A 24,965-nucleotide genomic window follows, 5' to 3' on the forward strand; every position below is an offset into this window, starting at 1 on the left:
TCCCGCCGAACGCGACCGGGCTAAGGGGTGATCGCGCCCAGCAGTGCTCGCGCGCACAGATCGCGCACCTGCTCGCGGGTCAGCTCCGCCCCTCTGAGCCACTCCAGACACACCGCCGTGGTGAAGGCCAGCCACCCTCGGACGGCGATCCGCAGTTCGGGGCGGTCTTCCGGCGCCCAGCCGAGTTCGGGGTCCGCGGCGAGCGCCTCCAGGATCTGCCGCTCCTGCGCGGCCAGCGCCCGTTGGTAGACCTTGCGTACGGCCTGGTCGCCCGCCGCGTCGGCGCGATGGAAGGCGCGGAAGCCGTGCGCGTGCTGCTCGACGTATCCGAGGAAGGTGTCGAGGCCCGCGCCGAGCTGCTCGCGCACCGGGATTCCGGGCACGGCGGCCGTCATCCGCAGCATCCGCCGGCTCTCACGCTCGACGACGGCCGCGAAGAAGTCCCGTTTCGTCGGGAAGTAGTGGTACAGCAGACCGCGCGAGACCCCGGCGATCTCGGCGACCCGCTCGATCCACACGTCGTCGTACGGGCTCTCCGAGAACAGGCAGGCCCCGACCGACAGGAGCTGTTCCCTGCGCTCCTCGGTGCTGAGCCGGCGACGCGCGCGCTCCCCCTGCTTCCCGGACATGCCCGCACTTTACTTGACGTCGGTTCAACAAGGGGATCAGACTGCATTGCGCTATTGAACCCGCGTACAACAGACTCGACTCGCACCGGGCACAAGGGAGATGGCGTCATGGCGGAGACGACGGGAACCGCGTCGGCCAAGGGGTTCCGCAGCGCGGAGCTGGGCTGGCCCGAGCTGCACCGCATTCCGCATCCGCCGCGCCGTGTCCCGCTGATCGGCGATGTGCTGGGCGCGAGCGTCCGCTCACCCCTGCAGGACTCGATGCGCTTCGGGCGCCTGCTCGGGCCGATCTTCCGGCGCAAGGCCTTCGGCAAGGAGATCGTCTTCGTCTGGGGCGCGGAGCTCGCGGCCGAGCTGGCGGACGAGTCGCGGTTCGCGAAGCATGTGGGCCTGGGGGTCGCCAATCTGCGGCCGGTGGCCGGGGACGGCCTGTTCACGGCGTACAACCACGAGCCCAACTGGCAGCTGGCACACGACGTCCTGGCGCCCGGCTTCAGCCGTGAGGCCATGGAGGCCTACCACCCGATGATGCTGGCCGTGACCGAGCGGCTGACCGACCACTGGGACCGGGAGCGGGCCGCGGGACGCAGCGTGGACGTGCCCGGCGACATGACGAAGCTGACGCTCGAGACGATCGCCCGGACCGGTTTCGGCCATGACTTCGGTTCCTTCGAACGCGCCAGGCCGCACCCCTTCATCCTCGCGATGGTGGGCACCCTCACCTACGCGCAGCGCCTCAACGCCGTCCCCGCACCGCTCGCCCCGCTGCTGCTGCGCGGCGCCCTGCGCCGCAACGAGGCGGACATCGCGTATCTCAACCGCACCGTCGACTCGCTGATCGCCGCCCGCCGTTCCTCCAGCGGGGAAGGCGACCTGCTCGACCGGATGCTGGAGACCGCCCACCCGGAGACCGGGGAACGGCTGGCGCCGGAGAACATCCGGCGTCAGGTCATCACCTTCCTGGTGGCGGGCCATGAGACCACGTCGGGGGCGCTCTCCTTCGCCCTGCACTACCTGTCCCGTCATCCCGACGTCGCCGCGCGCGCCCGGGCCGAGGTCGACCGCGTCTGGGGCGACACGGAGCGGCCCGGTTACGACCAGGTCGCCAAGCTGCGCTACGTCCGCCGGGTCCTCGACGAGTCGCTGCGCCTGTGGCCGACGGCGCCGGCCTTCGCGCGCGAGGCCCGCCGGGACACGGTGCTGGGCGACGTGCACCCGATGCGGCAGGGCGCCTGGACGCTGGTCCTGACGGCGATGCTGCACCGGGACCCGGACGTGTGGGGCGACGACGCCGAGCGGTTCGACCCGGGTCGCTTCGACGCGCGGGCGGTACGTGCCCGGCCCGCGCACACCTTCAAGCCGTTCGGCACCGGGGCGCGCGCCTGCATCGGCCGCCAGTTCGCGCTGCACGAGGCGACGCTGGTCCTCGGGCTGCTGCTGCGCCGCTACGAGCTGCGGGCCGACCCGGAGTACCGGCTGCGCGTGGCCGAGCGCCTGACGCTGATGCCGCAGGGGCTGCGCCTGCACCTCGACCGCCGCGCGCCCGCCCTGGACTCAGTGCCGGGCCGCCCAGTGGCCCGGGCGGGTGACTGACCCCGGGAGCCGGGTGCCGAGGCTGCCGCGGGCCGCGTTCAGCTGGGGCTGAGTCAGGAAGAACGCGCCGGTGAGATCGGCGTCCGTGAGGTCGGTGTCGCGCAGGTCGGCGCCGATCAGGTCCGCGCCGCGCAGATCGGCACCGGTCAGGTCGGCGGCGATGAGGTAGGCGCCGCGCAGGTCGGCGCCGCGCAGATCGGTTCCCTTGAGGCGGGCGCCCATCAGATCGGCGCCCCGACGGTCCTTCTTCTTGCCCCGGCCGAGACCGGCCCGCACGAGTTCACTGGTCCGCAGGAGCAGCACATTGACGTCCTGCCGATGGGCGCCCACGTCCAACTTCCCCAGTTCCTCGGGGGTTTGCCGGGTCAGCCGCTCGGTCTCGTCCAGCAGGCGGCGGACGTCCGCGTGCACCGGACGGGCTGCGGGGAGGGTCAGGGCCTCGTCGAGATACCAGAGCAGTTCGTGGAGCTGGCGGACGACCGGGAACACGTCGAACATCCGCTGAGCCCGCTCCCGCGGTCCCGAGCGCCAGTCCGTGCCGCCGAAGGTGACCTGGGAGACCTTCTGCCCGGCACCGAAGCAGTCGTACACCGTGCAGCCCGTGAAGCCCTTCTGCCGCAGCTGGGTGTGGATACCGCACCGGAAGTCGGTCTCCAGATTCGGGCAGGGCTTCCCGGCGTCCTTGTCGAGGGCGAAGTCCGCCGAGCGCGCGAACGGCAGCGCGACACAGCACAGCCCGAAACACCGCTCGCAGTCCGCCCGCAGTTCGAGCCGCCGGTCCTGGACTGCTCCGCTGTCTTCTTGCATACGCCCAGCGTACTGGCCAGATCCTTTCGCCCCCTCCGCCCCTACTGAGAGATCCGGCCCCTCCGGCGTTCGAGGAGCGGGGGTCCCGGGGCGGCGCCCCCGGTACGGGACGGGCAGGGGCGGTGGGGCGAAAACACCCACGCGATCTCCCCCTGCCCCTGGAAGTTTGCAGGCACTCCGGGTATCGAGGCGGTCATGGACGACGACACCCCGTTTCCCGGTCTGCCGGTCCCTCCCCCGCTGGGCGCGAGCGCGCTGCCCGCCGGGACGTACGACGGCTCGCTCGTCCTGGTCACCGGCGGCGGAACCGGCCTCGGCAAGGCGATCGCGGCGGAGTTCGCGCGGCTGGGCGCCGATCTGGTGATCGCCAGTCGCCGCGAGGAGCATCTCGCGCCCGCTCGGACGGAGTTGGCCAAGCTGGGCCGGCGGGTGACGACGGCCGTGTGCGACGTCCGGGATCCGGAGCGCATCGCCGAGGTCTTCGACACCTGCGGGCTCCCCGTCGTGCTGGTCAACAACGCGGCCGGCAACTTCCCCGTGCCCACCGAGGACATGTCCCCCAACGCCTGGCGCACCGTCGTCGACATCACGCTCACCGGGACGTTCCTGATGACGCGCGAGTTCGGGCGCCGGCACCTGGCCGCGGGCACGCCCGGTTCGATCATCGACGTCGGTGCGTCGTACGCCTGGACGGGCGGCCCCGGTTTCGCGCACAGCGCGGCGGCCAAGGCGGGTGTGCAGAGCCTGGTGCGGACACTGGCCGTGGAGTGGGGGCCGTACGGCATCCAGGTCAACGGGCTGGTGCCCGGGCTGATGCCGCACGACGACATGACCGACGACATCCGCGGCAACCTGGACCGTGCCGAAGCGCACGACTCGCGCCAGCCCGCCCTCCGGGTCGGCGCGCCGCGCGAACTCGGCTGGGCCGCCACCTTTCTGGCGTCCCCGTACGCCCGGTTCATCACGGGCCACACGCTGGTGGTGGACGGTGCCAACTGGCAGCGCAGGGGGCTCGTCAGCCCGCCGGTGGTACCGGTGCGGGAGCAGATGGGCCGGGGACCCTTCACCGGCTGACCGTGGATCGGCCCTGCCACCGGCTGACCCTCAGTCGTCCAGCCCCCCGAAGTCGAGACGCGCGAGCCGCTCCGGGTCGGCCAGGATATGCAGGGCGACGATCTTCCCGTCGGTGACGGTGACGCCCATGACCGACATCGGCCGGCCGTCGAGGATCGCGACGACACCCACCTCGCCGTTGACGAGCACGAGCCGCGAGGACGCCGCGAACCGCGCGAACGTGAGCGCCTGGCGGGCCACGGCCCCCGCGCCGCGGACCAGCTTGGAGGCCGCCGCACCGCCGACCAGCGGGCCCGAGTCGGCGCGTAGCACGACGTCGGGGTCGAGCACGCAGAGGAGCGCCTCGAAGTCGCCCGCGCGCGAGGCCGCGAGGAAAGCGTCGAGGACCTTCCTCTGCCGGGTGAGGTCCGGCTCGGGTTCCGGAGCGGCTCCTCGCACCCGGCGGCGCGCCCGGCTGGCGAGCTGTCGGATCGCGGCCGAGGACCGGCCCACGATCGGGGCGATGTCGTCGAAGGGCACCGCGAACATGTCGTGCAGGACGAACGCGAGCCTTTCGGCGGGGTCCAGCGTCTCCAGGACGACGAGGAGGGCGAGCCCGACCGAGTCGGCCAGCAGCACCTCCTGCTCGGGGTCGATCCGCTCCAGCGGACTGACGACCGGGTCGGGCAGGTGGGTGTCCATCGGCTCCTCGCGGCGCGCGGTGCGGGAGCGCAGCATGTCCAGGCAGACCCGGCCGACCACGGTGGTCAGCCAGCCCCCGAGGTTCCTGATCTCATCGGCCTCGGTGCGGCTGAGTTTCAGCCAGGCCTCCTGCACGGCGTCGTCCGCCTCGCTGAGCGAGCCGAGCATCCGGTAGGCCACCGCTCTCAGACGGCCGCGGTGCGCCTCGAACCGGTCCGTGAGCAGTTCACTGTCGTGCATCGGTCCCCCATCCTCCGTGGTGCAGAACAGGAGTCGATCAAAACATGCCGGTCACTTGCCCTCGAATCGCGGCACGCGACGGGCGCCCTTCGCCGCATACCCCTCGCGCGAGTCGTCCGAGGTCAGGGTGAGGGCCGCCGACATGGCCGTGCGGTCGAGGGCCGCGGCGAGCCCGGCGTCCACATACGCGTCGATGTCGCGCTTGACGCTCTGCACGGCCAGCGGGCCGTTCGCCGCGATCTCCGTGGCGACTTCACGTGCCGCCCTCTCCAACTCGTCCGGTGCCGTGACGAGTTGGACGAGGTGGCGGCGCTCGGCCGTGCTCGCGTCCAGTCGGCGCCCCGTCAGCGCGAGGAGCTTGGCCCAGCCGGCGCCCGCCTCGCGGGCGATGCGCAGATCACCGCCCGCGTCGACGGCGAGCCCGAGCTGTGCCTCCGGCAGCGCGAACACGGCGTCGTCGGCCGCGACCCGGATGTCCGCCATCAGCGCGAGTTCGAAGCCGAAGCCCAGGCAGTAGCCCCGTACCGCCGCGACGACCGGCTGCGGCAGCCGCCCGAAGGCCGCGAACCGTTCGTGCGCCCAGCGGATGCCCTCGTAGTAGTTGCGGGCGCGCTCGGCGTCGGACCGGCCGGTGATCGCGCCGCCCGGCGCCGTGACGTCGATCCCCGCGCAGAAGGCGCGTCCCTCGGCCCGCAGCAGGACCACCCGGATCGACTCGTCGAAGCGGATCCGGTCGGCGAACAGGCCTAGTTGTCGGGTGGACTCCCAGCTCCACGCGTTGAGGTTCGCCGGGCGGCACAGGGTGAGTACGCCGATGCCGTCCTCGACGTCGAGGCGCAGCCGCTCCTCGCCGGCGGAAATGTCCGTCCGCGTGGTGTCGATCATCCGAACTCCCCGGGAAACTGGTGATCTGACGAACCATCAGAATCCTAGGACGGGCGTAGCGCGCTGCACAGGGGGTGCTCAGCGCGCCGACAGGCTGGAGCGGCGCACCACCAGCTCCGGCTGGAGCACGACCCGCCGGTGCTCGTGCGGCGTCGGCGCGGTCTCCGTCTCGATCTCCTCGAGGAGCAGCTCGGCGGCGAGGGCGCCCATGGTGACGGCGGGCTGACGCACCGAGGTGAGCGGGACGGCAGCGGCGGCGGCGAACTCGATGTCGTCGTAGCCGACGATCGCGAGGTCGTCGGGGACGCCGACGCCGGCCGCGTACATGGCCTGCAGGAGACCGAGGGCGAGCAGGTCGTTTGCGCAGAAGACGGCGGTCGGGCGTTCGGCGAGTCCGAGCAGCCGGGCCCCGGCGTCGCGTCCCGCGGCCACGTCGAGGCGCTCGGTGGGCAGTTCGCGCAGGCTGTCCGGGCCGAGTCCGGCCTCGGCCAGGGCGTTCAGCGCGCCCGTGCGGCGGTCCCTGACCTGGTTGAGTCCGGGCGGCCCGCTGACGTACGCGACGGAGCGGTGGCCGGCGTCCACGAGGTGTCGGACGGCCAGCGCGCCGCCCGCCACGTCGTCGACCGAGACCGAACACTCGGTGGTGCCGTCGGCGACCCGGTCGACCAGCACGAACGGGATGCCGTTGCGGCGGAACGCCTCGATGTTGCGCCCGCTCGCGTCGGTGGGCGTCAGCAGCACGCCGCGCACCCGCTGCTCGGCGAAGAGAGACAGATAGTCGGCCTCCTCGCTCGGGCTCTGCGCGCTGTTGCAGACCATCACGCCGAGTCCGGCGTCCCGCGCGGCCCGCTCGGCGCCGCGCGCGACGTCCACGAAGAACGGGTTGCCCATGTCGAGGACGAGCAGGCCCATGATCCGGCTGCGTCCGGCCCGCAGCTGACGCGCGGACTCGCTGCGGACGTAGCCGAGCCGGTCGATCGCGGACAGCACGCGGGCCCGGGTCTCGGAGGCGACCGTGTCGGGACGGTTGATCACGTTGGAGACCGTGCCGACGGAGACTCCCGCGGCCCGGGCGACGTCCTTGATACCCACCGACTGGGCCATCAGGCGGGAACCTCCAGGGAGACGAGAAGCGGCGGGCAGGCCCTCACATTACCCGCGCACGGGCCGAAACCGGAGGTCATGAGGGCAGCCGGAAGTCGACGACGTGGAGCGCGGACGGTGTCGTACCGCTGGACTTCTCCTGGTACAGGAACGACAGGATCCCGTCCTGCGAGACGCGCGTCTCGTCGATCACGACCTCGCCGAACGCGTTGAGGCCGCCGCCGTCGTACAGGAGCGTCCAGTCGGCGTACCCGGAGGACTTCGAGGCGCCGGCGATCCGGCCGAACGGCATGATCGCGTAGGCGTTGTCGTACCGGTCGAGGACCAGTCCGGTGCGCCGGCTGGAGTTCAGGGCGATCGGGATCTCGGTCTTGGTCCAGGTGCCCGAGGCGTCCTTGCGGACGTGGAAGGCGCGGGCGTTGTTCGTCCGGTCGGTGACGTGGTCGGTGGTGCACGGGCCGAAACGGCCGGGTACGTAGCTGATGATCGCGTGCGGCAGGCCGGTGGAGTCGGTGGCCTGGCTCTCCTGGTTCATCAAGCAGTGGCCGGGGTCGAGGGAGTCGATGACGAGTCCGCCGTCGGTGACGGCGACCGGGTCGGGGCCACCCGTGGTGCCGACGACCGTGCCCGCGTCGTTGCGCCAGGTGCGGCCCCGGTCGGTGGAGTGGACGTAGCCCGTGTCGTGGTTGGTGAGGCCGCCGCGAACGGACATCACGGCGTCGTTCTGCTCGCGCCAGGTGAAGAACGCGTGCAGTCGGCCGTTGACGTCGTAGTCGATGCCATGCAGATACATGTTGCGGGCGGTGCTGGAGCCGTGCGAGGTGGTGAACGTCCCGGTCGAGCCGGACCACTCGCCGAGCGCGGTCCAGGACGAACCGTCGTACTCCGCCAGGGCGTTGCGGCCGTTGCCGGAGATGCCGACGCGGTAGCTGAGCTGGAGCCTTCCTTCCGGCGTCGGGAGGAACTGCGGGTAGGTGAACCGCGTGGTGAGCGCGAGTCCGTCGAGGGTCGTCCGTACGGCGCCGAAGACGGCGGAGGTCCAGGCCGTCGAGGCGGCGTCGTCGAGCAGGCCGGGCACGGACTTCACGTAGAAGAAGCCGTCGCTGTGGGAGTCCATGGCCAGGTGGAGCCGGCCGTCCGTCCTGGACACACCCATGCAGATGACGTTGTGCGAGTCGTCGCTCTTCAGTGTGTGGCCGAGGGTGACCGTCGACCAGGTGGTTGCGCCGAGCGCCCGGCGGCCGACGACGGCGCTGCGGTCGGCGGTGTACCAGGCCGCGTACTGGTGGCCCCCGTGGGTCAACAGCCCGTTCTTCTGGAACGCGTTGTTGTTGACCAGGCCGTCGTAGGACACGAAGTACAGGGCCCGGGCGTCGAGTCGGGTACGGCCGGCGGGGGTGACCGAGGGTCCGGGGTCGGCCGCGCGTGCCGTACCGCCGGCGAGGTGGAAGACCTCGGTGAGGGGCTTCATGGCCTCGTCGGGTCCGGCGCCGTCCAGTGACTCGAAGAACGGCGCCATCTCCGCCTGCCAACGGGCGTTGACGTCGGTGGCCGCCATGCCGGCCCGGGCGGCGGCGAAGTCCTCGGTCTCCACGTAGCCGACCAGCAGGCCGTCCTCACGCAGGAAGAGCGAGTAGTTGTGCCAGCCGGTGGCCGAGAGCGCCTGCAGCATCTCGGGCCACACGGAGGCGTGCCGTTCGCGGTACTCGTCGAGGCGGTCCGCACGGACCTTGAGCAGGAAACAGACGCGCTGCATGAAGTACCGCTCCAGTCCACTCCAGTAAGGGATGTCGAGCCGGCTGCTAGAAGTCGAACTGGTCGATGTTCTTCGCGTCGAAGACGGTCGGCTTGCCCAGGTTGATCACGCCGTCCTTGCCGAGGGTGAAGGAGCCCATGTCACCGGCCTTGAAGTTCTCGCCCTCCTTCCCGGTGATCTGCCCGGAGGACAGCGCCACCGCGGTACGGGCGGCCAGCTCGCCCAGCTTCGCCGGGTCCCACAGCTCGAAGGCCTCGACCGTGCCGTTCTTGACGTACTTGCGCATGTCGTCGGGTGTGCCGAGGCCGGTCAGCCTGACCTTGCCCTTGTACTTCGAGCCGGACAGATACTGGGCGGCCGCCTTGATGCCGACGGTGGTCGGGGAGATGATCCCCTTGAGGTTCGGGTGCTCCTGGAGCAGGCCCTGGGTCTGCTGGAAGGACTGCTGGGCGTCGTCGTTGCCGTAGGCGACCTTGACCAGCTTGATGTCCTTGTACTTGGGATTTTTCAGCTCGTCCTTCATGAAGTCGATCCAGGTGTTCTGGTTCGTCGCGGTCTGCGCGGCGGACAGGATCGCGATCTCGCCCTTGTAGCCGATCTGTTCGGCGAGCAGCTGCACCTCGGTGCGGCCCAGGTCCTCCGCACTGGCCTGCGAGACGAAGGCGTTGCGGCAGTCGGTCCTGGTGTCGGAGTCGTACGTGACGACCTTGATCTTGTTCGTCATCGCCTGCTTGAGCGCGGTGCACAGGGCGCCCGGGTCCTGCGCGGAGACCGCCATCGCGTCGACCCGCTGCTGGGTGAGCGTGTTGACGTAACTCACCTGCCCGGAGGTGTCGGTGGCGCTGCTGGGGCCTACCTCCTTGTATGTGGAGCCCAGTTCGGTCAGTGCCTTCTCGCCGCCCTTGTCGGCGGAGGTGAAGTACGGGTTGTTGACCTGCTTGGGCAGGAAGCCGACGGTCAGGCCCTTCTTGGTGGCCGCGTTCGGGTCGGCCTTGCCCGCGGCGGCGCCCGAGCCACCCGAGTCCTTGACGTCGTTCTTGGTGGTGCCACCGCAGGCGGTGACGGCCAGGGCGAGCGAGGTGACGGCGGCGAGCGCCGCGCAGCTGCGACGGATCGATGACTTGCGCATGGCGGGGTCCTTTACGGGGGTGAGTGGGTGCGCCCCGACGGGGCGTGGGCACGTATCGCTGTGCGGCTCCGCCGCTTGGGCGCGACCGGCCACGGACGGCCTCCTGCTGTCGAAGGGCCGGCCCGGCGGGGCGCTCACGCGGCTCTGCGGGCCGCCCTCGCCACGGAGATCTGCCGCGCGACCCGGGGGCCGAGTACGGAGACGACGAGCAGCACGCCGGTGACGACGATCTGCGACTGCGCGGAGACGTTCAGGAGGCTCATCACGTTCTGCAGCGCGCCCAGCAGGAAGACTCCCGCGATCGCGCCGCCGAGCGTGCCCTTGCCGCCGTCGAAGTCGATGCCGCCGAGCAACACGGCCGCGACGACGGAGAGTTCGAGGCCGGTGGCGTTGTCGTAGCGGGCGCTGGCGTAGTGCAGCGCCCAGAAGACGCCGGTGAGCGAGGCCATCAGTCCGGTGGCGACGAAGAGGATCAGCTTCTGCCGCTTGACTCGGAGGCCGGCGAACCGGGCGGCCTCCGCGTTGGCGCCGACCGCGAACGCCGAGCGTCCGAACGGAGTGGCGTGCAGGACCACCACGGCGATGGCGAGGAGCACCAGGAAGGGCAGGAAGGCCTGCGGGAGGAAGGTGTTCCCGAGGCGTCCGGCCGCGAAGTCCAGGTACTGGGTGGGGAAGTCGGTCACCGAGTCCTGGCCGAGCACGATCTGCGCGATGCCCCGGTAGGCGGCGAGCGTACCGATGGTGACGGCGAGGGAGGGCAGCCCGAGCCGGGTCACCAGCAGGCCGTTGAGCAGCCCGCACACCACGCCGAGCAGCAGGCACAGCGGGATGATCGTCTCGATCGGCAGGCCCTGGTTCCACAGCGCGCCCATCACCGCGCCGGACAGTCCGGCCGTGGAGGCGACCGAGAGGTCGATCTCCCCGGCCACCACCAGCAGGGTCATCGGCAGGGCGATCAGCGCGATCGGCAGGGTGTTGCCGATCAGGAACGACAGGTTGAGGGCGTTGCCGAAGCCGTCCACGAACCCGAAGGACAGGAGCAGCAGGACGATGAGGAGGGCGCCGACGACCGTGTCCCAGCGGACGGCGCGCGCGAGGGGCGAGTCAGCCATGGCGGGCGTTCCTCTTCTTCAGTGCGGACGCCACGCGGAGTGCGACGACCCGGTCGGCGGCGATGGCGAGGATGAGCAGGATGCCGTTGATGGCGAGCACCCATACGGAGCTGACCCCGAAGGCGGGCAGCACGCTGTTGACGGAGGTGAGCAGCAGCGCGCCGAGCGCGGCGCCGTAGACGCTGCCGGAGCCGCCGGTGAAGACGACACCGCCGACCACGACCGCGCTGACCACGGTGAGTTCATAGCCGGTGCCGGTGCCGGAGTCGACGTTCCCGAACCGGGCGAGGTACATCGCGCCCGCGAGTCCGGCGAGACCGCCGCAGACGACGTACGCGCTCAGGATCCGCTTGCGGACCGGGATGCCGGCGAGCCGCGCGGCCTCCGGGCTGGAGCCCAGCGCGTACAGCTCGCGCCCGCTGCCGAAGTGCTTGAGGTAGTACGCGGTGACCAGCAGCACGGCCAGGGCGATCAGCGCCGGATAGGGCACCGCCGAGATGCCGCCGGAGCCGAAGTCGACGAAGCCGCCCGGGAGGTCGGCCGCGGTGATCTGCCGGGAGCCGACCCAGATGGAGTCGATACCGCGGATGATGTAGAGCGTGCCGAGGGTGACGACGAGCGCGGGCACCTGGCCGAGGCTGACGAGCAGTCCGTTGACCAGTCCGCAGCCGACGCCGAGCAGGACGGCCAGGAACACGGCGACGACGGGGTTTCCGCCACCGTGCAGATAGGTGCCGGCCGCGAAGGCGCTGATGCCGAGCGTCGAGCCGACCGACAGATCGACATTGCGGGTGATCACGACCAGTGACTGCCCGGTGGCGACCAGCACCAGGATGGTCGCGTTCAGCAGCAGGTCCTTGATTCCCTGCTCCGACAGGAACTGACTGTTGCCCGTCTGGGTGATGGCGATCATCACCAGGAAGACGACCAGGATGGCGAGTTCACGCATCTTGAGGACGCGGTCCACCAGCCGGGTGCCGCTCGACTTGGGCACCTCGGCGGCGGGGGCGGGGTTGGGCGCGGTCACCGTCATGCGGCGGCCCTCCCCGTGGCTGCGGCCATCACCGTTTCCTCGGTGGCTTCGGAGCGCGGGATCTCGGCGGTGAGCCGGCCCTCGTGCATCACCAGCACGCGGTCCGCCATGCCGAGGATCTCGGGCAGATCGGAGGAGATCATCAGGACTGCCACACCGTCGGCGGCCAACTCGTTCAGCAGTCGGTGCACTTCGGCCTTCGTACCGACGTCGATGCCACGCGTGGGCTCGTCGACGATCAGCACCTTGGGGCCGGTGGCGAGCCACTTGGCTAGGACGACCTTCTGCTGGTTGCCGCCGGAGAGCGTGGCGACGGTGTCGGCGATCCGGGCGTACTTCACCTGGAGCCTGACGGCCCAGTCGAGGGAGCGACTGCGTTCGGCGCCGCGATCCATCAGGCCCGCCCTGACCGTCGTACGCAGCCCGGTCAGGCCGATGTTCCGCTCGATGGACATGTCCATCACCAGGCCCTGGGCGCGCCGGTCCTCGGGGACGAGGGCAAGCCCCGCGGCCATCGCCGTGGAGGGCGCTCCGTTCGTCAGCGCCCTGCCGTCGACCTCGACCTCCCCGGCGTCCCAGCGGTCGACGCCGAAGACGGCCCGGGCGACCTCCGTACGCCCGGCGCCGACCAGTCCGGCGAGGCCGACGATCTCGCCGCGCCGGACCTCGAAGGAGACATCGGTGAAGACGCCCTCGCGGGTCAGCCGCCGCACACTGAGGGCGACTTCGCCCGGCGTGACGTCCTGCTTGGGGTAGAGCTCGTCGAGGTCACGGCCGACCATCCGGCGTACCAGGTCGTCCTCGGTCATGCCGTCCAGCGGCTCGCTGGAGATCCAGGCGCCGTCGCGCAGGGTCGTCACTCGCCGGCAGATCCGGAAGATCTCCTCCAGGCGGTGCGAGATGAACAGCACCGCCGAGCCCTGCTCGCGCAGCGTGCGGACGACGCCGAAGAGTCGGGCCACCTCGCTGCCGGTGAGGGCGGCCGTCGGCTCGTCCATGATCAGGACGCGGGCGTCGAAGGACAGGGCCTTGGCGATCTCGACGATCTGCTGGTCGGCGATGGACAGGCCGCGCGCCGGGCGGTCGGGGTCGAGTCCGACGCCCAGGCGCTTCATCAGGGCGGCGGTCGCGGCACGGGTGGCCTTGTGGTCGATCCGGCCGAGGGCACGCCGGGGCTGACGGCCCATGAAGATGTTCTCGGCGATCGACAGATCGGGGAAGAGCGTGGGCTCCTGGTAGATCACGGCGATGCCCGCGTCGCGGGCGTCGGCGGGACCGTGGAAGACGGTGGGTTCGCCGTCCAGCAGCACCTGACCCGCGTCCGGTCGGTGCACGCCGGCGAGCGTCTTGATGAGGGTCGACTTGCCCGCGCCGTTCTCTCCGGCGAGCGCGTGCACCTCGCCGGGAAACAGTTCCAGGGACACGTCCCGCAGGGCGCGTACGGCACCGAAGGACTTGGAGATGTCCTTGAGCGCGAGCACAGGGGCCGGACCCGTATCGGACGGGTGGGTCATGAGGGGCTCCTCGACGACGTCGGCGGGACGGCCCCACAGCGTCGTGAAAGGTTTCAATTGGATTGCCGGGACGTTAGACATGTCACCCAGGTCGCGTCAATGGGTTCCGGTCGAAATTCTTCGATGGGCAAGAGGTCACGTTCGATGGATAAGAGGTCACGACAGAGTCACGCTCAACGGTCTGCGTCACGGGGGTTGACAGCCCCCGGGAGGGCTCATAACTTCGGCTCCTGAATCGTTTCAGACCTTGCGTCGGCATGAGCTTCACGTCGTCGTTCGAGAAGACCTCTCAGCCCCGAAGTCGTAGGAGCCCCGAAGTGACCGAACTCGCCGCGGTGAAGACCGCGCTCAAGACCCAGGCCGTCGAGACGCCGTCGTGGGCGTACGGGAATTCGGGGACCCGGTTCAAGGTGTTCGCGCAGCCGGGAGTTCCGCGCGGTCCGCGCGAGAAGCTGGACGACGCGGCGAAGGTGCATGAGTTCACCGGGGTGGCCCCGACCGTCGCGCTGCACATCCCGTGGGACAGGGTCGACGACTACGGGGCGCTGGCGAAGTACGCCGAGGAGCGCGGCCTGAAGCTGGGCACGATCAACTCCAACACCTTCCAGGACGACGACTACAGGCTGGGCTCCGTCTGCCATCCGGACGCGTCGGTGCGCCGCAAGGCTCTCGATCATCTTTTCGAGTGCGTCGACATCATGGACGCGACGGGGTCCAAGGACCTGAAGCTGTGGTTCGCGGACGGTACGAACTATCCCGGCCAGGACGACATCCGTGAGCGTCAGGACCGGCTCGCCGAGGGGCTGGCGCTCGTGTACGAGCGGCTCGGTGACGACCAGCGGATGCTCCTGGAGTACAAGCTCTTCGAGCCCGCCTTCTACACGACGGACGTCCCCGACTGGGGCACGGCGTACGCCCACTGCCTCAAGCTCGGCCCCAAGGCGCAGGTCGTCGTCGACACCGGGCACCACGCCCCCGGCACCAACATCGAGTTCATCGTCGCCACGCTGCTGCGCGAGGGGAAGCTCGGGGGCTTCGACTTCAACTCCCGGTTCTACGCCGACGACGACCTGATGGTGGGCGCCGCCGACCCTTTCCAGCTCTTCCGGATCATGTACGAGGTGATCCGGGGCGGGGGGTTCGCACCGGAGGTCGCGTTCATGCTCGACCAGTGCCACAACATCGAGGCGAAGATCCCGGCGATCGTCCGTTCGGTCATGAACGTCCAGGAGGCCACGGCCAAGGCTCTCCTCGTCGATCGTCCTGCGCTCGCCGCGGCCCAGCGGGCGGGAGACGTGCTCGCCGCCAACGCCGTGCTCATGGATGCGTACAACACCGACGTGCGGCCGTTGCTGGCCGAGGTACGGGGCGAGCTGGGGCTCGACGCCGACCCTGTCGCCGCGTATCACCGCTCCGGGTGGGCGGCCAAGATCGCGGAGGAGCGGATCGGTGGACAACAGGCGGGGTGGGGGGCGTGAGGGCTGGGTCTCGCCCGCCCCCTTCGGACCATCGCTTCCCTCCGGACCGTCGCCTCGCTCGGACCGTCGCCTCCCTTCGGACCGTCGGCCCCCTGCGGACCGTCACAGGTCGCCCCCTTCGGACCGTCGCAAGCTGCTGACCGTCGCAAGCTGCGGACCGTCGCAGGCTTCGGACCATCGCAGGCCACGGACCGCCCTGGGCTGGTCGCGCCCGCGGCGGAGCCGCATATGTCACGTCCCCGCGCGCCTGAAGGTGCGTTCCCCCTAAGCCCGTTGCACGTACACCCCCTTTCTTAAGGATCAGGAACATGGCACCCCATCCCGAAGCCGCCGCCCTGCTCGCCCGGTCACACCGGCTCGGCGCCGATCCCCGGAACACCAACTACGCGGGCGGCAACGCCTCCGCGAAGGGCATCGACATCGATCCCGTGACAGGCGGCGAGGTCGAGCTGATGTGGGTCAAGGGATCGGGCGGTGATCTCGGAACGCTCAGCGAGTCGGGGCTGGCCGTGCTGCGGCTGGACCGGCTGCGCGCTCTCACCGAGGTGTATCCGGATGTCGAGCGCGAGGACGAGATGGTCGCGGCGTTCGACTACTGCCTGCACGGCAAGGGCGGGGCCGCGCCGTCCATCGACACGGCGATGCACGGTCTGGTGGACGCTCCGCACGTCGACCACCTCCATCCCGACTCCGGCATCGCGCTCGCCTGCGCGGCCGACGGGGAGAAGCTGACCGCCGAGTGTTTCGGCGACACGGTGGTGTGGGTGCCGTGGCAGCGGCCCGGGTTCCAGCTCGGGCTGGACATCGCGGCCGTCAAGGAGGCCAACCCGCAGGCCCTCGGGTGCGTGCTCGGCGGGCATGGGATCACCGCGTGGGGCGCCACCGCCGAGGAGTGCGAGCGCAACTCGCTGCACATCATCCGCACCGCCGAGGCCTTCCTCGCCGAGCGCGGGAAGGCGGAGCCGTTCGGGCCGGTCGTCGAGGGGTACGAAGCCCTGTCCGAGGCGGACCGACGGGAGCGGGCCGCGGCCCTGGCGCCGTACATACGGGCCCTCGCCTCCCAGGACAGGCCGCAGGTCGGCCACTTCACCGACACGGACGTCGTCCTTGACTTCCTCGCCCGCGCCGGGCACCCGCGACTCGCGGCTCTCGGCACCTCCTGCCCGGACCACTTCCTGCGGACCAAGGTCAGGCCGCTCGTCCTCGATCTGCCGCCGACCGCTTCACTCGAGGACGCGACCGCGCGCCTGAAGGAGCTGCACGGCGCGTACCGCGAGGAGTACGCCGCGTACTACCGGCGGCACGCCGTGCCCGGCTCCCCCGCGATGCGCGGCGCGGACCCGGCGATCGTACTCGTGCCCGGTGTCGGCATGTTCTCCTTCGGCAAGGACAAACAGACCGCGCGCGTGGCGGGCGAGTTCTACGTCAACGCGATCAACGTGATGCGCGGGGCGGAGGCCGTCTCGTCGTACGCGCCGATCGAGGAGGCGGAGAAGTTCCGGATCGAGTACTGGGCCCTCGAGGAGGCCAAGCTCCAGCGGATGGCGAAGCCCAAGCCGCTCGCGACGCGGGTGGCACTGGTGACGGGTGCGGGCAGCGGAATCGGCAAGGCGATCGCCGAGCGGCTGGTGGCCGAGGGCGCGTGCGTCGTCGTAGCGGACCTGAACGCGCGGAGCGCGGCCGACGTCGCCTCGGCGCTGGGCGGTGCCGACAGGGCCGTGGCCGTCGCCGTCGACGTGACCTCCGAGGAGCAGATCGCCGAGGCGTTCACGACGGCGGTGCTGGCCTTCGGCGGGGTCGACCTGGTGGTCAACAACGCGGGCATCTCCATCTCCAAACCCCTGCTGGAGACCACCGCGAAGGACTGGGACCTCCAGCACGACATCATGGCCCGCGGCTCCTTCCTCGTCTCGCGCGAGGCGGCCCGCGTGATGATCGCGCAGGGGCTGGGCGGGGACGTCGTCTACATCGCCTCCAAGAACGCCGTCTTCGCCGGACCGAACAACATCGCCTACTCGGCTACCAAGGCCGACCAGGCCCATCAAGTACGGCTGCTGGCAGCCGAGTTGGGCGAACACGGGATCCGGGTCAACGGCGTCAATCCCGACGGGGTGGTCCGCGGTTCGGGGATCTTCGCGGGCGGCTGGGGCGCTCAGCGGGCGGCGACGTACGGCATCGAGGAGGCGAAGCTCGGCGAGTTCTACGCCCGGCGGACCATCCTCAAGCGGGAGGTGCTGCCGGAGCACGTCGCGAACGCCGTGTTCGCCCTGACCGGCGGGGACCTCACGCACACCACCGGTCTGCACGTTCCGGTCGACGCCGGCGTCGCGGCGGCATTTCTGCGATGAGCACGCATCTCAAGGCCTTCGCCGCGGTCGACCTCGGCGCGTCCAGCGGACGTGTCATGGTCGGCCGGGTGGGACCCGACACCCTGGAACTCGCCGAGGCACACCGCTTCCAGAACCGGCCGGTCCGCGTCCCCGAGGGGCTGCGCTGGGACATTCTCTCCCTGTACGCGGGCGTCCTCGACGGACTGCGCGCGGCCGGGCAGGTCGACTCGGTCGGCATCGACAGCTGGGCCGTGGACTACGGGCTGCTGGACGCGGACGGGGCGCTGCTCGGCAACCCGGTGCACTACCGCGACGCCCGTACGGTGGGCGTCGCGGAGAAGGTGTGGGCCACCGTGCCCGCCGCCGAGCTGTACGCGGCGACCGGGATCCAGTACGCGCCGTTCAACACGCTGTACCAGGTGACGGCGGCCCGCGCCGCGCGCCAACTCGACCAGGCCGAACGGCTGTTGCTCATCCCCGATCTGCTGACGTACTGGCTCACGGGCGAGCCGGGCACCGAGCTCACCAACGCCTCGACCACCCAGTTGATCGACCCGCGCACCCGCGACTGGTCGTACGACATCGCCGAGCGGCTCGGCATCGATCTGCGGCTGTTCGCGCCGCTGCGGCGGCCCGGGGACCCGGCCGGTCTCCTCCTGCCGCACGTACTGGCGCAGACCGGGCTGACCGGCCCGGTCCCCGTGACCACGGTCGGTTCGCACGACACCGCCTCCGCGGTCGCCGCCGTGCCCGCCACCGGGGAACGGTTCGCCTACATCTGCACCGGCACCTGGTCCCTGGCGGGCCTGGAGCTGGACGCGCCCGTACTGACCGAGGCGAGCCGGGCGGCCAACTTCACCAATGAGCTGGGCCTGGACGGCACGGTCCGCTATCTCCGCAACATCATGGGACTGTGGCTGCTCCAGGAGTGCCTACGGGAGTGGGGCCGTCCCGATCTGGGGGAACTGCTGACGGCCGCCGCCGAGGTGGCGCCGCTGCGGTCCGTCGTGGACGCGGGCGACGCGGTGTTCCTGGCGCCGGACCGGATGCCCGCCCGGATCGCCGACGCCTGCCGGGAGTCGGGGCAGCCGGTGCCCGAGTCGCCGGCCGAGATGACGCGCTGCATCCTCGACTCCCTCGCGCTCGCCCATCGCCGGGCGATCGGCGAGGCCCAGTCCCTCGCCGAACACCCGGTCGACGTCGTGCACATCGTCGGCGGGGGCACGCGCAACCCCCTGCTGTGCCAGCTCACCGCGGACGCCTGCGGCCTGCCGGTCCTGGCGGGTCCCGCGGAGGCCGCCGCACTCGGCAACGTCCTCGTCCAGGCCCGCGCCCACGGGCTGGTCGGCGACCGTGCGTCGATGCGCCGGCTCCTCGCGCGTACGCAGCCGTCGCGGCGGTACGAGCCCCGGGGTGACACGGCGGCCTGGCGCGCCGCCGAGGACCGGCTCGCCCGTCCGTAAGCGGGGACTCCCCTGGCGCGCCCTCGCCGCGTACGCTGCACTCATCCGATGATCGAGAACGAGGAGCTGCGATGCGTGTCGCTCTGTTCCTGACCTGTGTCAACGACACGCTGTATCCGGACACCGGCCGTGCCGTGGTGAAACTGCTGACCAGGCTGGGCGTGGACGTCGACTTCCCGATGGGGCAGACGTGCTGCGGGCAGGCGCACTACAACACCGGGTATCGCCATGAGGCCGAGCCGCTCGCCCGGCATTTCTCCGATGTATTCGGGGAGTACGAGGCGATCGTGACGCCGTCCGGATCCTGTGGGGCGATGGTGCGGGAGCTGTATCCGCGGATGGGTGAGCGGGCGCGCGCCGAGGGGCGGGGCGACACCCTGGCCCGCACGCTGGCGCCGGTCGTACCGAAGACGTACGAGCTCACCGAGTTCCTGGTGGATGTGCTCGGGGTGACCGATGTCGGCGCGTACTACCCGCACACGGTGACCTACCACCCCACCTGCCACGGCCTGCGCAGCCTGGGCCTGGGCGACCGGCCGCGCCGACTGCTTCAGGCCGTCAAGGGTCTTGAGCTGCGCGAGCTGCCCGGAGCCGACGAGTGCTGCGGCTTCGGCGGGACCTTCGCCGTGAAGAACGCCGACGTCTCGGCGGCGATGGGCGCCGACAAGGTGCGCAACGCGGAGTCGACGGGCGCCGAGGTGCTGTGCGCCGCCGACAACTCCTGCCTGATGCACATCGGCGGCACCATGAGCCGCCTTCACACGGGCATGCGGCCCGTCCACATCGCGGAGATCCTGGCGAGCACGGAAGAGGAGCCGTCGGCATGAACGGAAGCACAGCGGAGGAGCCGTCGGCATGAACGAAAGCACAGTGGAGGAGCCGAGCACATGAGCGGGACCTTCGTCGGCATGCCGGCCTTCCCGGTAGCGGCGCATGAAGCCGTGCACAACGCCACGCTGCGCGGCAACCTGCGCCACGCCACCCACACCATCCGCGCCAAGCGCGCCACGGCGGTCGCGGAGGTGTCCGACTGGGCGGCGCTGCGCGAGGCCGGGAAGCAGATCAAGGACCACACCCTCCGTCATCTGGACGACTATCTGGTGCAGTTGGAGGCGTCCGTCACCGCCGCCGGCGGCATCGTGCACTGGGCCGCCGACGCCGAAGAGGCCAACCGGATCGTCACGGAACTGGTCGAGGCGACCGGCGAGAGGGAGGTCGTCAAGGTCAAGTCGATGGCCACGCAGGAGATCGGCCTCAACGAAGCCCTCGAAGCGGAGGGCATCCACGCCTACGAGACCGATCTCGCCGAACTCATCGTGCAGTTGGGCAAGGACCGCCCGTCGCACATCCTCGTCCCCGCGATCCATCGCAACCGCGGCGAGATCCGCGACATCTTCGTCCGCGAGATGAGCGAGTGGGGCCGCCCGGCCCCCGAGGGCCTGACCGACACGCCCGCCGAACTGGCCGAGGCCGCCCGTCTGCACCTGCGCGAGAAGTTCCTGCGCGCCAAGGTCGGCGTCTCCGGCGCCAACTTCATGGTCGCCGAGACCGGCACGCTCGTCGTCGTCGAGTCCGAGGGCAACGGGCGCATGTGCCTGACGCTCCCCGAGACCCTGATCTCGGTCGTCGGCATCGAGAAGATCGTGCCGACCTGGCGGGACCTGGAGGTGTTCCTCCAGACCCTCCCCCGCTCCTCGACGGCCGAGCGCATGAACCCGTACACCTCGATGTGGACGGGCACCACGGACGAGGACGGACCCCGGACCTTCCATCTGGTCCTCCTCGACAACGGCCGCACCGACACGCTCGCCGACGAGGTCGGCCGCCAGGCGCTGCGCTGCATCCGCTGCTCGGCCTGCCTCAACGTCTGCCCGGTGTACGAGCGGGCGGGCGGCCACGCGTACGGCTCGGTCTACCCGGGCCCGATCGGCGCCATCCTCAGCCCCCAGCTCCGGGGCACCGCGAGCGAGATCGACGCCTCCCTCCCCTACGCCTCCTCGCTGTGCGGCGCCTGCTACGAGGTCTGTCCGGTCGCCATCGACATCCCCGAAGTCCTCGTCCATCTGCGCGAGCGGGTCGCCGAGGGCGGTCAGGTGACGAAGGACGGCAACAAGGTCGTGCTCAAGCCCGCCAAGGGACATGCCGCCGAGCGGGCGGCGATGCGTGCCGCGCGCTGGGCGTTCAGCCGTCCCGGCGCGCTGCGCACCGGCCAGCGGCTGGCCTCGCGGACGCGCCGGTTCCATCCGCGGACGCTGCCGGGCCCCGGCAGGGCGTGGAGCGAGAGCCGTGATCTGCCGACAGTGCCCGCGGAGCCGTTCCGCGACTGGTGGCAGCGTACGCAGGGTGGAAGGGACGCGAAGTGAGCAGCAGGGATGTGGTCCTCGGCCGGGTGCGGCGCGCGATCGCGGACGTACGACAGGACGACACGCCGTACGAGCAGGCCGTCGACCGGAGTTATCTGCGCGAGCACGGTGCGCGCGGTGTCGCGGAGACGGTGGAGCTGCTCGCCGAGAATCTGGCGGACTACCGGGCGATCGTGCATCGCACCGATGCCGAGGAACTGCCGTATCTGATCATGCGGTTGCTGGCCGAGCGTGGCCCGCGGTACGTCCTGGTTCCGCCAGGGCTGCCACCGGAGTGGATGTCGGCTGCCGATCCCACCCGCGTCCACGACCGCGCGCTGAGCACCCCTCAGGAGCTGGACGAGGTGGAGAGCGTCGTCACCGGCTGCGCGGTGGCCATCGCCGAGACCGGCACCCTGGTGCTGGACGGCGGCCCCGACCAGGGCCGCCGCCGCATCACCCTCGTCCCCGACCATCACATCTGTGTCGTCCGCGTTCCCGACCAGGTCGTCTCCTCCGTCCCCCAGGCTCTGGAACGCCTCGACCCGACCCGGCCGTTGACCTGGATCTCCGGGCCGTCGGCGACCAGCGACATCGAGCTGGACCGGGTCGAGGGGGTGCACGGTCCGCGCACCCTGGAAGTGGTGCTGGTGAGCGATCAGTCCAGCGCGGACGTCACCTCGTAAGCGCCGGACGGGAGCCGGTAGGAGGCCGCCCCGTCGTCGAAGCCCAGGAACTCGACGCCGGGTACCTGGGCCAGCGGGGTCCGGCCGGCCCGGACGGTGGAGGGATCGGTGGCCGGGAGGCGCAGGGTCGCTTCGCTGTTGGCGGGGACCACGGCCCGGTAGGTCAGCGTCCGGCCCTGCACCGTCCATTCGCTGACGATCTCGCCGTAGGGCGAGACATGCGAACCGGCCACATGCGTGATCCTCCTCGTCGGATCGATGTGCGGCTTGAGCAGGAACTGCCTGAACCCGGGATGGTCCGGGTCGTTGGCGATGCCGGCCATGTCCTCGTACATCCACTCCATGATCGCGCCATAGGAGTAGTGGTTGAACGAGTTCATCTCGACCGGTCCGAAGCCGTCCTCCGTCGAGTACGAGTTCCAGCGCTCCCAGATGGTGGTGGCGCCGTTCCTCACCGAGTACAGCCATGAGGGCATGGCGTCCTGGAGCAGCAGCTTGTACGCGAGGTCGGCGCGGCCCTGGTCGGTGAGCACGGGGGCGAGCACGTTCACGCCGAGGAAGCCGACGGACAGGGTGTTCTCGGCGTACCGCACGCGGGTGCTGTCGGGGTGGGCCGCCTTGTAGGCCGCGTCGTTCCCGATGTTCTCGGCGAGCAGGTCGACGATCTGGCGGCGCTGGGCTTCGGTGTCGTACAGGCCGAGCTTGAGGACCCACACCAGGGCGGTCTGGCTGTTGTCCTCGGGTGCCGCGCCCATGATGGGGGACCCGCCGAGGCTGGATCGCACGGTCACCTTTCCGCCTTCGGTGCTGAGGTACTTGGCGATGAAGGCACGCTTGATGCCGGCGAAGAGCTCGTCGTACTTCTCGGCCTCTGTCGTGCGTCCGGTGGCTTTGGCCATCTGGGCCATCAACCGGGTGCTGTAGCCGTAGTAGACGTCGCTGACGAGTTGGGTGCCGGTGCTCTGCGGCGCCAGCCAGTCGGCGAAGAGGGCGCCCTGACCTGCGTAGGTCTCCCCCGTCTTCCGGTGGATCCAGTCCAGGTACTTGGTCATCGCCTCCCAGCTCCGGTCGACGACCGTACGGTCCCCGCTCATCTGCCACACCGTCCACGGGACGATCACGCCGCAGTCGGCCCAGCCGCTCACCGGGGCGGCGGCGTTGTAGCGGTTGCCCGGGGAGACGGCGGTGAACTGGGCGCCGTCCAGACCGTAGATCCGCTGCGAGTCGATCAGGTTCTCCTCGAAGTGGCTGAGGAAGTTGACCGCGTCGACGTTGTAGAGGCCCGTGTGGGAGAACAGCTGGGTGTCGCCGGTCCAGCCGAGGCGCTCGTCGCGCTGCGGGCAGTCGGTGGGCACCCACAGGTAGTTGCCGCGCTGGCCCCAGTGCACGTTGCTGATGAGCTGGTTGACCTGGGGGTCGTTCGTCGTGACGGTGCCGGTCTCGCGGATCGCGGAGGTGGCGACCTTGCCGGTCAGGGCGGTGACCGTGACCTCCGGCCCGGACGTCGTGACGGAGACGTACCGGAATCCGTAGAAGGCCAGCGAGTCCTGGTGGGTCTCGCCGGCGGGGTCGCCTCTGAGCGTGTACGTGCTGGTCGCCTTGGCGCCGCGCAGATTGGCCCGGTACACCGAGCCCTCGGGGCCGTCGGCGCCCTTGCTCGTGTCGTTGAGCATCTCGCCGAACGCGAAGGTGACGCGGGCGCCTTCGGGGCCGCGCACCGAGTAGCGGGGCACGCCGACCATGTTCTGGCCCAGGTCGAAGACGGCGGTGTCGCCGCCGCCGATCGTCACCGCGGCGCCGGCGGCCCGTGCGGGGTCGGTGACCGACCGGGCGTCGTCGACGACGATGTGCCCCCTGCCGTTGGCGCTGCCCGACTCCCCGGCCACCCCGGTGTACACGGTGACGGACCGCGGTGTCCGGTCCCACTGGGGCATCAGCCGGGCGGTCTCACCCGGGTAGGCCACCAGCTTCGCGCCGGGGAACCGGGTGACGAAGTCGTTCTCCTCGACTCCCTGCCAGGCTCCGTCGTCGAAGCCGTCCGCCGTCCAGCCGGGTATCTCCTCGCGGGCGTCGTAGGTCTGCCCGTCGTAGATGTCGTCGGCCCGGTAGGGGCCCGTGTCCGTCGCCTTCCAGCCGTCGCCGGGCTCGGTCACCACCGACTGCGAGGTTCCGTCGGCGTACCGCACGAGGAGCTTGGCCTTCAGGGCGAGCCGGTTGCCGTCCTTGGAGTAGTAGGTGCTTCCGTCGGAGATCCGGCTGTTGTACCAGCCGTTGCCCAGCACGGCGGCGAGAGTGACCCGCCGCTCTCCGGCGACCAGGTCCGTGACGTCGTAACTCAGGTAGCTGACCGTGCTGTCGTAGTTCGTCCAGCCCGGGGTGAGCAGTTCCTGGGTGGTGCCGCCCGCCTGGGGCACCGACACCCGGTGGCCGTTGACGTAGGCGTCGTACACGCCGAGGGCCGAGAGGTAGAGCCGTGCCTCGCGCACCGTCCCCTTCAGCGCGGCCTGTCGTCGCAGCAGCGGTGCCCCCGCGCTGTTCGGGGCCTTGCCGGCCATGCTGATCCACTTCGCGCCGTCCCAGCCCGCGATGCCGTCGGTGCCGCGCAGACCGGTCTCGAAGTGGGCGACCGGCGCGCCGGTGACGGCGTGGCCGTCCTCGTCCCACACGCTCACGGTCCAGAAGTAGCGCGTCGAGGCGCGCAGCCCGGTGCCGTCGTAGCGCACCGCCACCGAGTCCGGTGACGCGACGCGGCCGCTGTTCCACAGGTCGGCGCGGGCGCGGGTCAGCCGTTCGGGCGAGGTGGCCACCAGGATCTGATACGCCGTCTGCCGCCGGCCGCGGACCGGGGACGTCATGCGCCAGCCGAAGCGCGGCCGGTCCGCGTCCACGCCGAGCGGGTTCGTGCGGTGTTCCACCGTCAGCCCCGTCACGGAGGTCCGGCCGGAGGCCGGCGCCGCCCATGCCGTGCCTCCCGTGCCGAGTCCTGCGGCCATCGCGGCGGCGCCGACGCCCAAGGCCGTGCCGAGCACCGTTCTGCGCCGGACGTTGGTGGTTCCTTCGCCGTGTGTCGCTTCGTTCACGCCGTCATCCCTTCGGCTTCCGGAGAGGT

The 24,965-nt window shown here is 70.7% G+C and carries 19 protein-coding genes and 1 pseudogene; 8 read left to right on the forward strand and 12 right to left on the reverse strand.

The genetic code is table 11. The features are described 5' to 3' along the window. Window positions 1-20: 20 nt before the first annotated feature. The gene (locus tag ACFVXA_RS22820; protein WP_383740915.1) at window positions 21-629 is read right to left on the reverse strand and encodes a TetR/AcrR family transcriptional regulator; all 609 of its coding nucleotides are present in this window, start codon (window positions 627-629) and stop codon (window positions 21-23) included. Window positions 630-737: 108 nt separating this feature from the next. Between ACFVXA_RS22820 and ACFVXA_RS22825 the strand changes: the two genes are divergently transcribed. Continuing rightward, complete coding sequence (locus tag ACFVXA_RS22825) at window positions 738-2,222, forward strand: cytochrome P450 (RefSeq protein ID WP_390026232.1); 1,485 nt, start codon at window positions 738-740, stop codon at window positions 2,220-2,222. Here the strand turns inward: ACFVXA_RS22825 and ACFVXA_RS22830 are convergent. Then, window positions 2,184-3,029, reverse strand: a complete 846-nt coding sequence (locus tag ACFVXA_RS22830) for a pentapeptide repeat-containing protein (RefSeq protein ID WP_390026234.1) — start codon at window positions 3,027-3,029, stop codon at window positions 2,184-2,186. The genes ACFVXA_RS22825 and ACFVXA_RS22830 overlap by 39 nt on opposite strands. A gap of 195 nt (window positions 3,030-3,224) precedes the next feature. On the opposite strand from ACFVXA_RS22830, the gene ACFVXA_RS22835 reads away from it, so the two are divergent. Further along, window positions 3,225-4,103 (forward strand): SDR family oxidoreductase, encoded by an 879-nt coding sequence (locus ACFVXA_RS22835; protein ID WP_390026237.1) that lies wholly within the window; start codon window positions 3,225-3,227, stop codon window positions 4,101-4,103. Window positions 4,104-4,133: 30 nt separating this feature from the next. Here ACFVXA_RS22835 and sigJ read toward each other — a convergent pair whose 3' ends face one another. The 9 genes and pseudogenes from sigJ to ACFVXA_RS22880 all read right to left on the reverse strand — a co-directional run bounded on the left by sigJ (window position 4,134) and on the right by ACFVXA_RS22880 (window position 13,557). Continuing rightward, window positions 4,134-5,024 carry an RNA polymerase sigma factor SigJ gene (gene sigJ, locus ACFVXA_RS22840; RefSeq protein ID WP_390026239.1) on the reverse strand — a complete coding sequence of 297 codons (891 nt, stop codon included), beginning with the start codon at window positions 5,022-5,024 and terminating at the stop codon, window positions 4,134-4,136. 51 nt (window positions 5,025-5,075) lie between these two features. Then, window positions 5,076-5,909, reverse strand: coding sequence for an enoyl-CoA hydratase/isomerase family protein (locus ACFVXA_RS22845; protein WP_390026241.1), 834 nt, complete (start codon window positions 5,907-5,909; stop codon window positions 5,076-5,078). Between the two features lie 78 nt (window positions 5,910-5,987). After that, window positions 5,988-7,013 (reverse strand): LacI family DNA-binding transcriptional regulator, encoded by a 1,026-nt coding sequence (locus ACFVXA_RS22850; RefSeq protein ID WP_362032107.1) that lies wholly within the window; start codon window positions 7,011-7,013, stop codon window positions 5,988-5,990. Between the two features lie 76 nt (window positions 7,014-7,089). Then, window positions 7,090-8,367, reverse strand: coding sequence for a BNR repeat-containing protein (locus ACFVXA_RS22855; RefSeq protein ID WP_390026275.1), 1,278 nt, complete (start codon window positions 8,365-8,367; stop codon window positions 7,090-7,092). Between the two features lie 84 nt (window positions 8,368-8,451). Then, window positions 8,452-8,769: pseudogene (locus tag ACFVXA_RS22860) on the reverse strand (L-rhamnose mutarotase); the annotation flags it as partial. 46 nt (window positions 8,770-8,815) lie between these two features. Beyond that, complete coding sequence (gene rhaS / locus ACFVXA_RS22865) at window positions 8,816-9,898, reverse strand: rhamnose ABC transporter substrate-binding protein (RefSeq protein WP_384021829.1); 1,083 nt, start codon at window positions 9,896-9,898, stop codon at window positions 8,816-8,818. Window positions 9,899-10,032: 134 nt separating this feature from the next. Continuing rightward, window positions 10,033-11,010: an ABC transporter permease gene (locus tag ACFVXA_RS22870; RefSeq protein ID WP_362032103.1), complete on the reverse strand. Its 978-nt coding sequence runs from the start codon at window positions 11,008-11,010 to the stop codon at window positions 10,033-10,035. Continuing rightward, window positions 11,003-12,043: an ABC transporter permease gene (locus ACFVXA_RS22875; RefSeq protein ID WP_390026243.1), complete on the reverse strand. Its 1,041-nt coding sequence runs from the start codon at window positions 12,041-12,043 to the stop codon at window positions 11,003-11,005. Before ACFVXA_RS22875 ends, ACFVXA_RS22870 begins: the two co-directional genes overlap by 8 nt. Beyond that, window positions 12,040-13,557, reverse strand: coding sequence for a sugar ABC transporter ATP-binding protein (locus ACFVXA_RS22880; protein ID WP_362032099.1), 1,518 nt, complete (start codon window positions 13,555-13,557; stop codon window positions 12,040-12,042). The genes ACFVXA_RS22875 and ACFVXA_RS22880 overlap by 4 nt, the downstream gene beginning before the upstream one ends. Window positions 13,558-13,874: 317 nt before the next feature. On the opposite strand from ACFVXA_RS22880, the gene rhaI reads away from it, so the two are divergent. From rhaI to ACFVXA_RS22910, 6 genes are all read left to right on the forward strand, one after another. After that, the gene (gene rhaI, locus ACFVXA_RS22885) at window positions 13,875-15,035 is read left to right on the forward strand and encodes an L-rhamnose isomerase (protein ID WP_390026246.1); all 1,161 of its coding nucleotides are present in this window, start codon (window positions 13,875-13,877) and stop codon (window positions 15,033-15,035) included. Between the two features lie 308 nt (window positions 15,036-15,343). After that, window positions 15,344-17,383: a bifunctional aldolase/short-chain dehydrogenase gene (locus tag ACFVXA_RS22890; protein ID WP_390026248.1), complete on the forward strand. Its 2,040-nt coding sequence runs from the start codon at window positions 15,344-15,346 to the stop codon at window positions 17,381-17,383. After that, window positions 17,380-18,828 carry a rhamnulokinase family protein gene (locus ACFVXA_RS22895; RefSeq protein WP_389935825.1) on the forward strand — a complete coding sequence of 483 codons (1,449 nt, stop codon included), beginning with the start codon at window positions 17,380-17,382 and terminating at the stop codon, window positions 18,826-18,828. The genes ACFVXA_RS22890 and ACFVXA_RS22895 overlap by 4 nt, the downstream gene beginning before the upstream one ends. A 71-nt stretch (window positions 18,829-18,899) precedes the next feature. Then, entirely contained in the window at window positions 18,900-19,655 is a 756-nt protein-coding gene (locus tag ACFVXA_RS22900; RefSeq protein ID WP_362032091.1) for a (Fe-S)-binding protein, read from the forward strand. Window positions 19,656-19,715: 60 nt separating this feature from the next. Next, window positions 19,716-21,191, forward strand: a complete 1,476-nt coding sequence (locus ACFVXA_RS22905; protein ID WP_362032089.1) for a LutB/LldF family L-lactate oxidation iron-sulfur protein — start codon at window positions 19,716-19,718, stop codon at window positions 21,189-21,191. Then, on the forward strand, window positions 21,188-21,856 hold the full coding sequence (locus ACFVXA_RS22910; RefSeq protein ID WP_383740952.1) for a lactate utilization protein C: 669 nt from the start codon (window positions 21,188-21,190) through the stop codon (window positions 21,854-21,856). The genes ACFVXA_RS22905 and ACFVXA_RS22910 overlap by 4 nt, the downstream gene beginning before the upstream one ends. Here ACFVXA_RS22910 and ACFVXA_RS22915 read toward each other — a convergent pair. After that, window positions 21,829-24,849, reverse strand: coding sequence for a family 78 glycoside hydrolase catalytic domain (locus ACFVXA_RS22915; RefSeq protein WP_390026277.1), 3,021 nt, complete (start codon window positions 24,847-24,849; stop codon window positions 21,829-21,831). The genes ACFVXA_RS22910 and ACFVXA_RS22915 overlap by 28 nt on opposite strands. Window positions 24,850-24,965 lie beyond the last annotated feature (116 nt).

Origin of the sequence: Streptomyces sp. NPDC058246, from assembly GCF_042881985.1 — a bacterium.
Classification (GTDB): domain Bacteria; phylum Actinomycetota; class Actinomycetes; order Streptomycetales; family Streptomycetaceae; genus Streptomyces.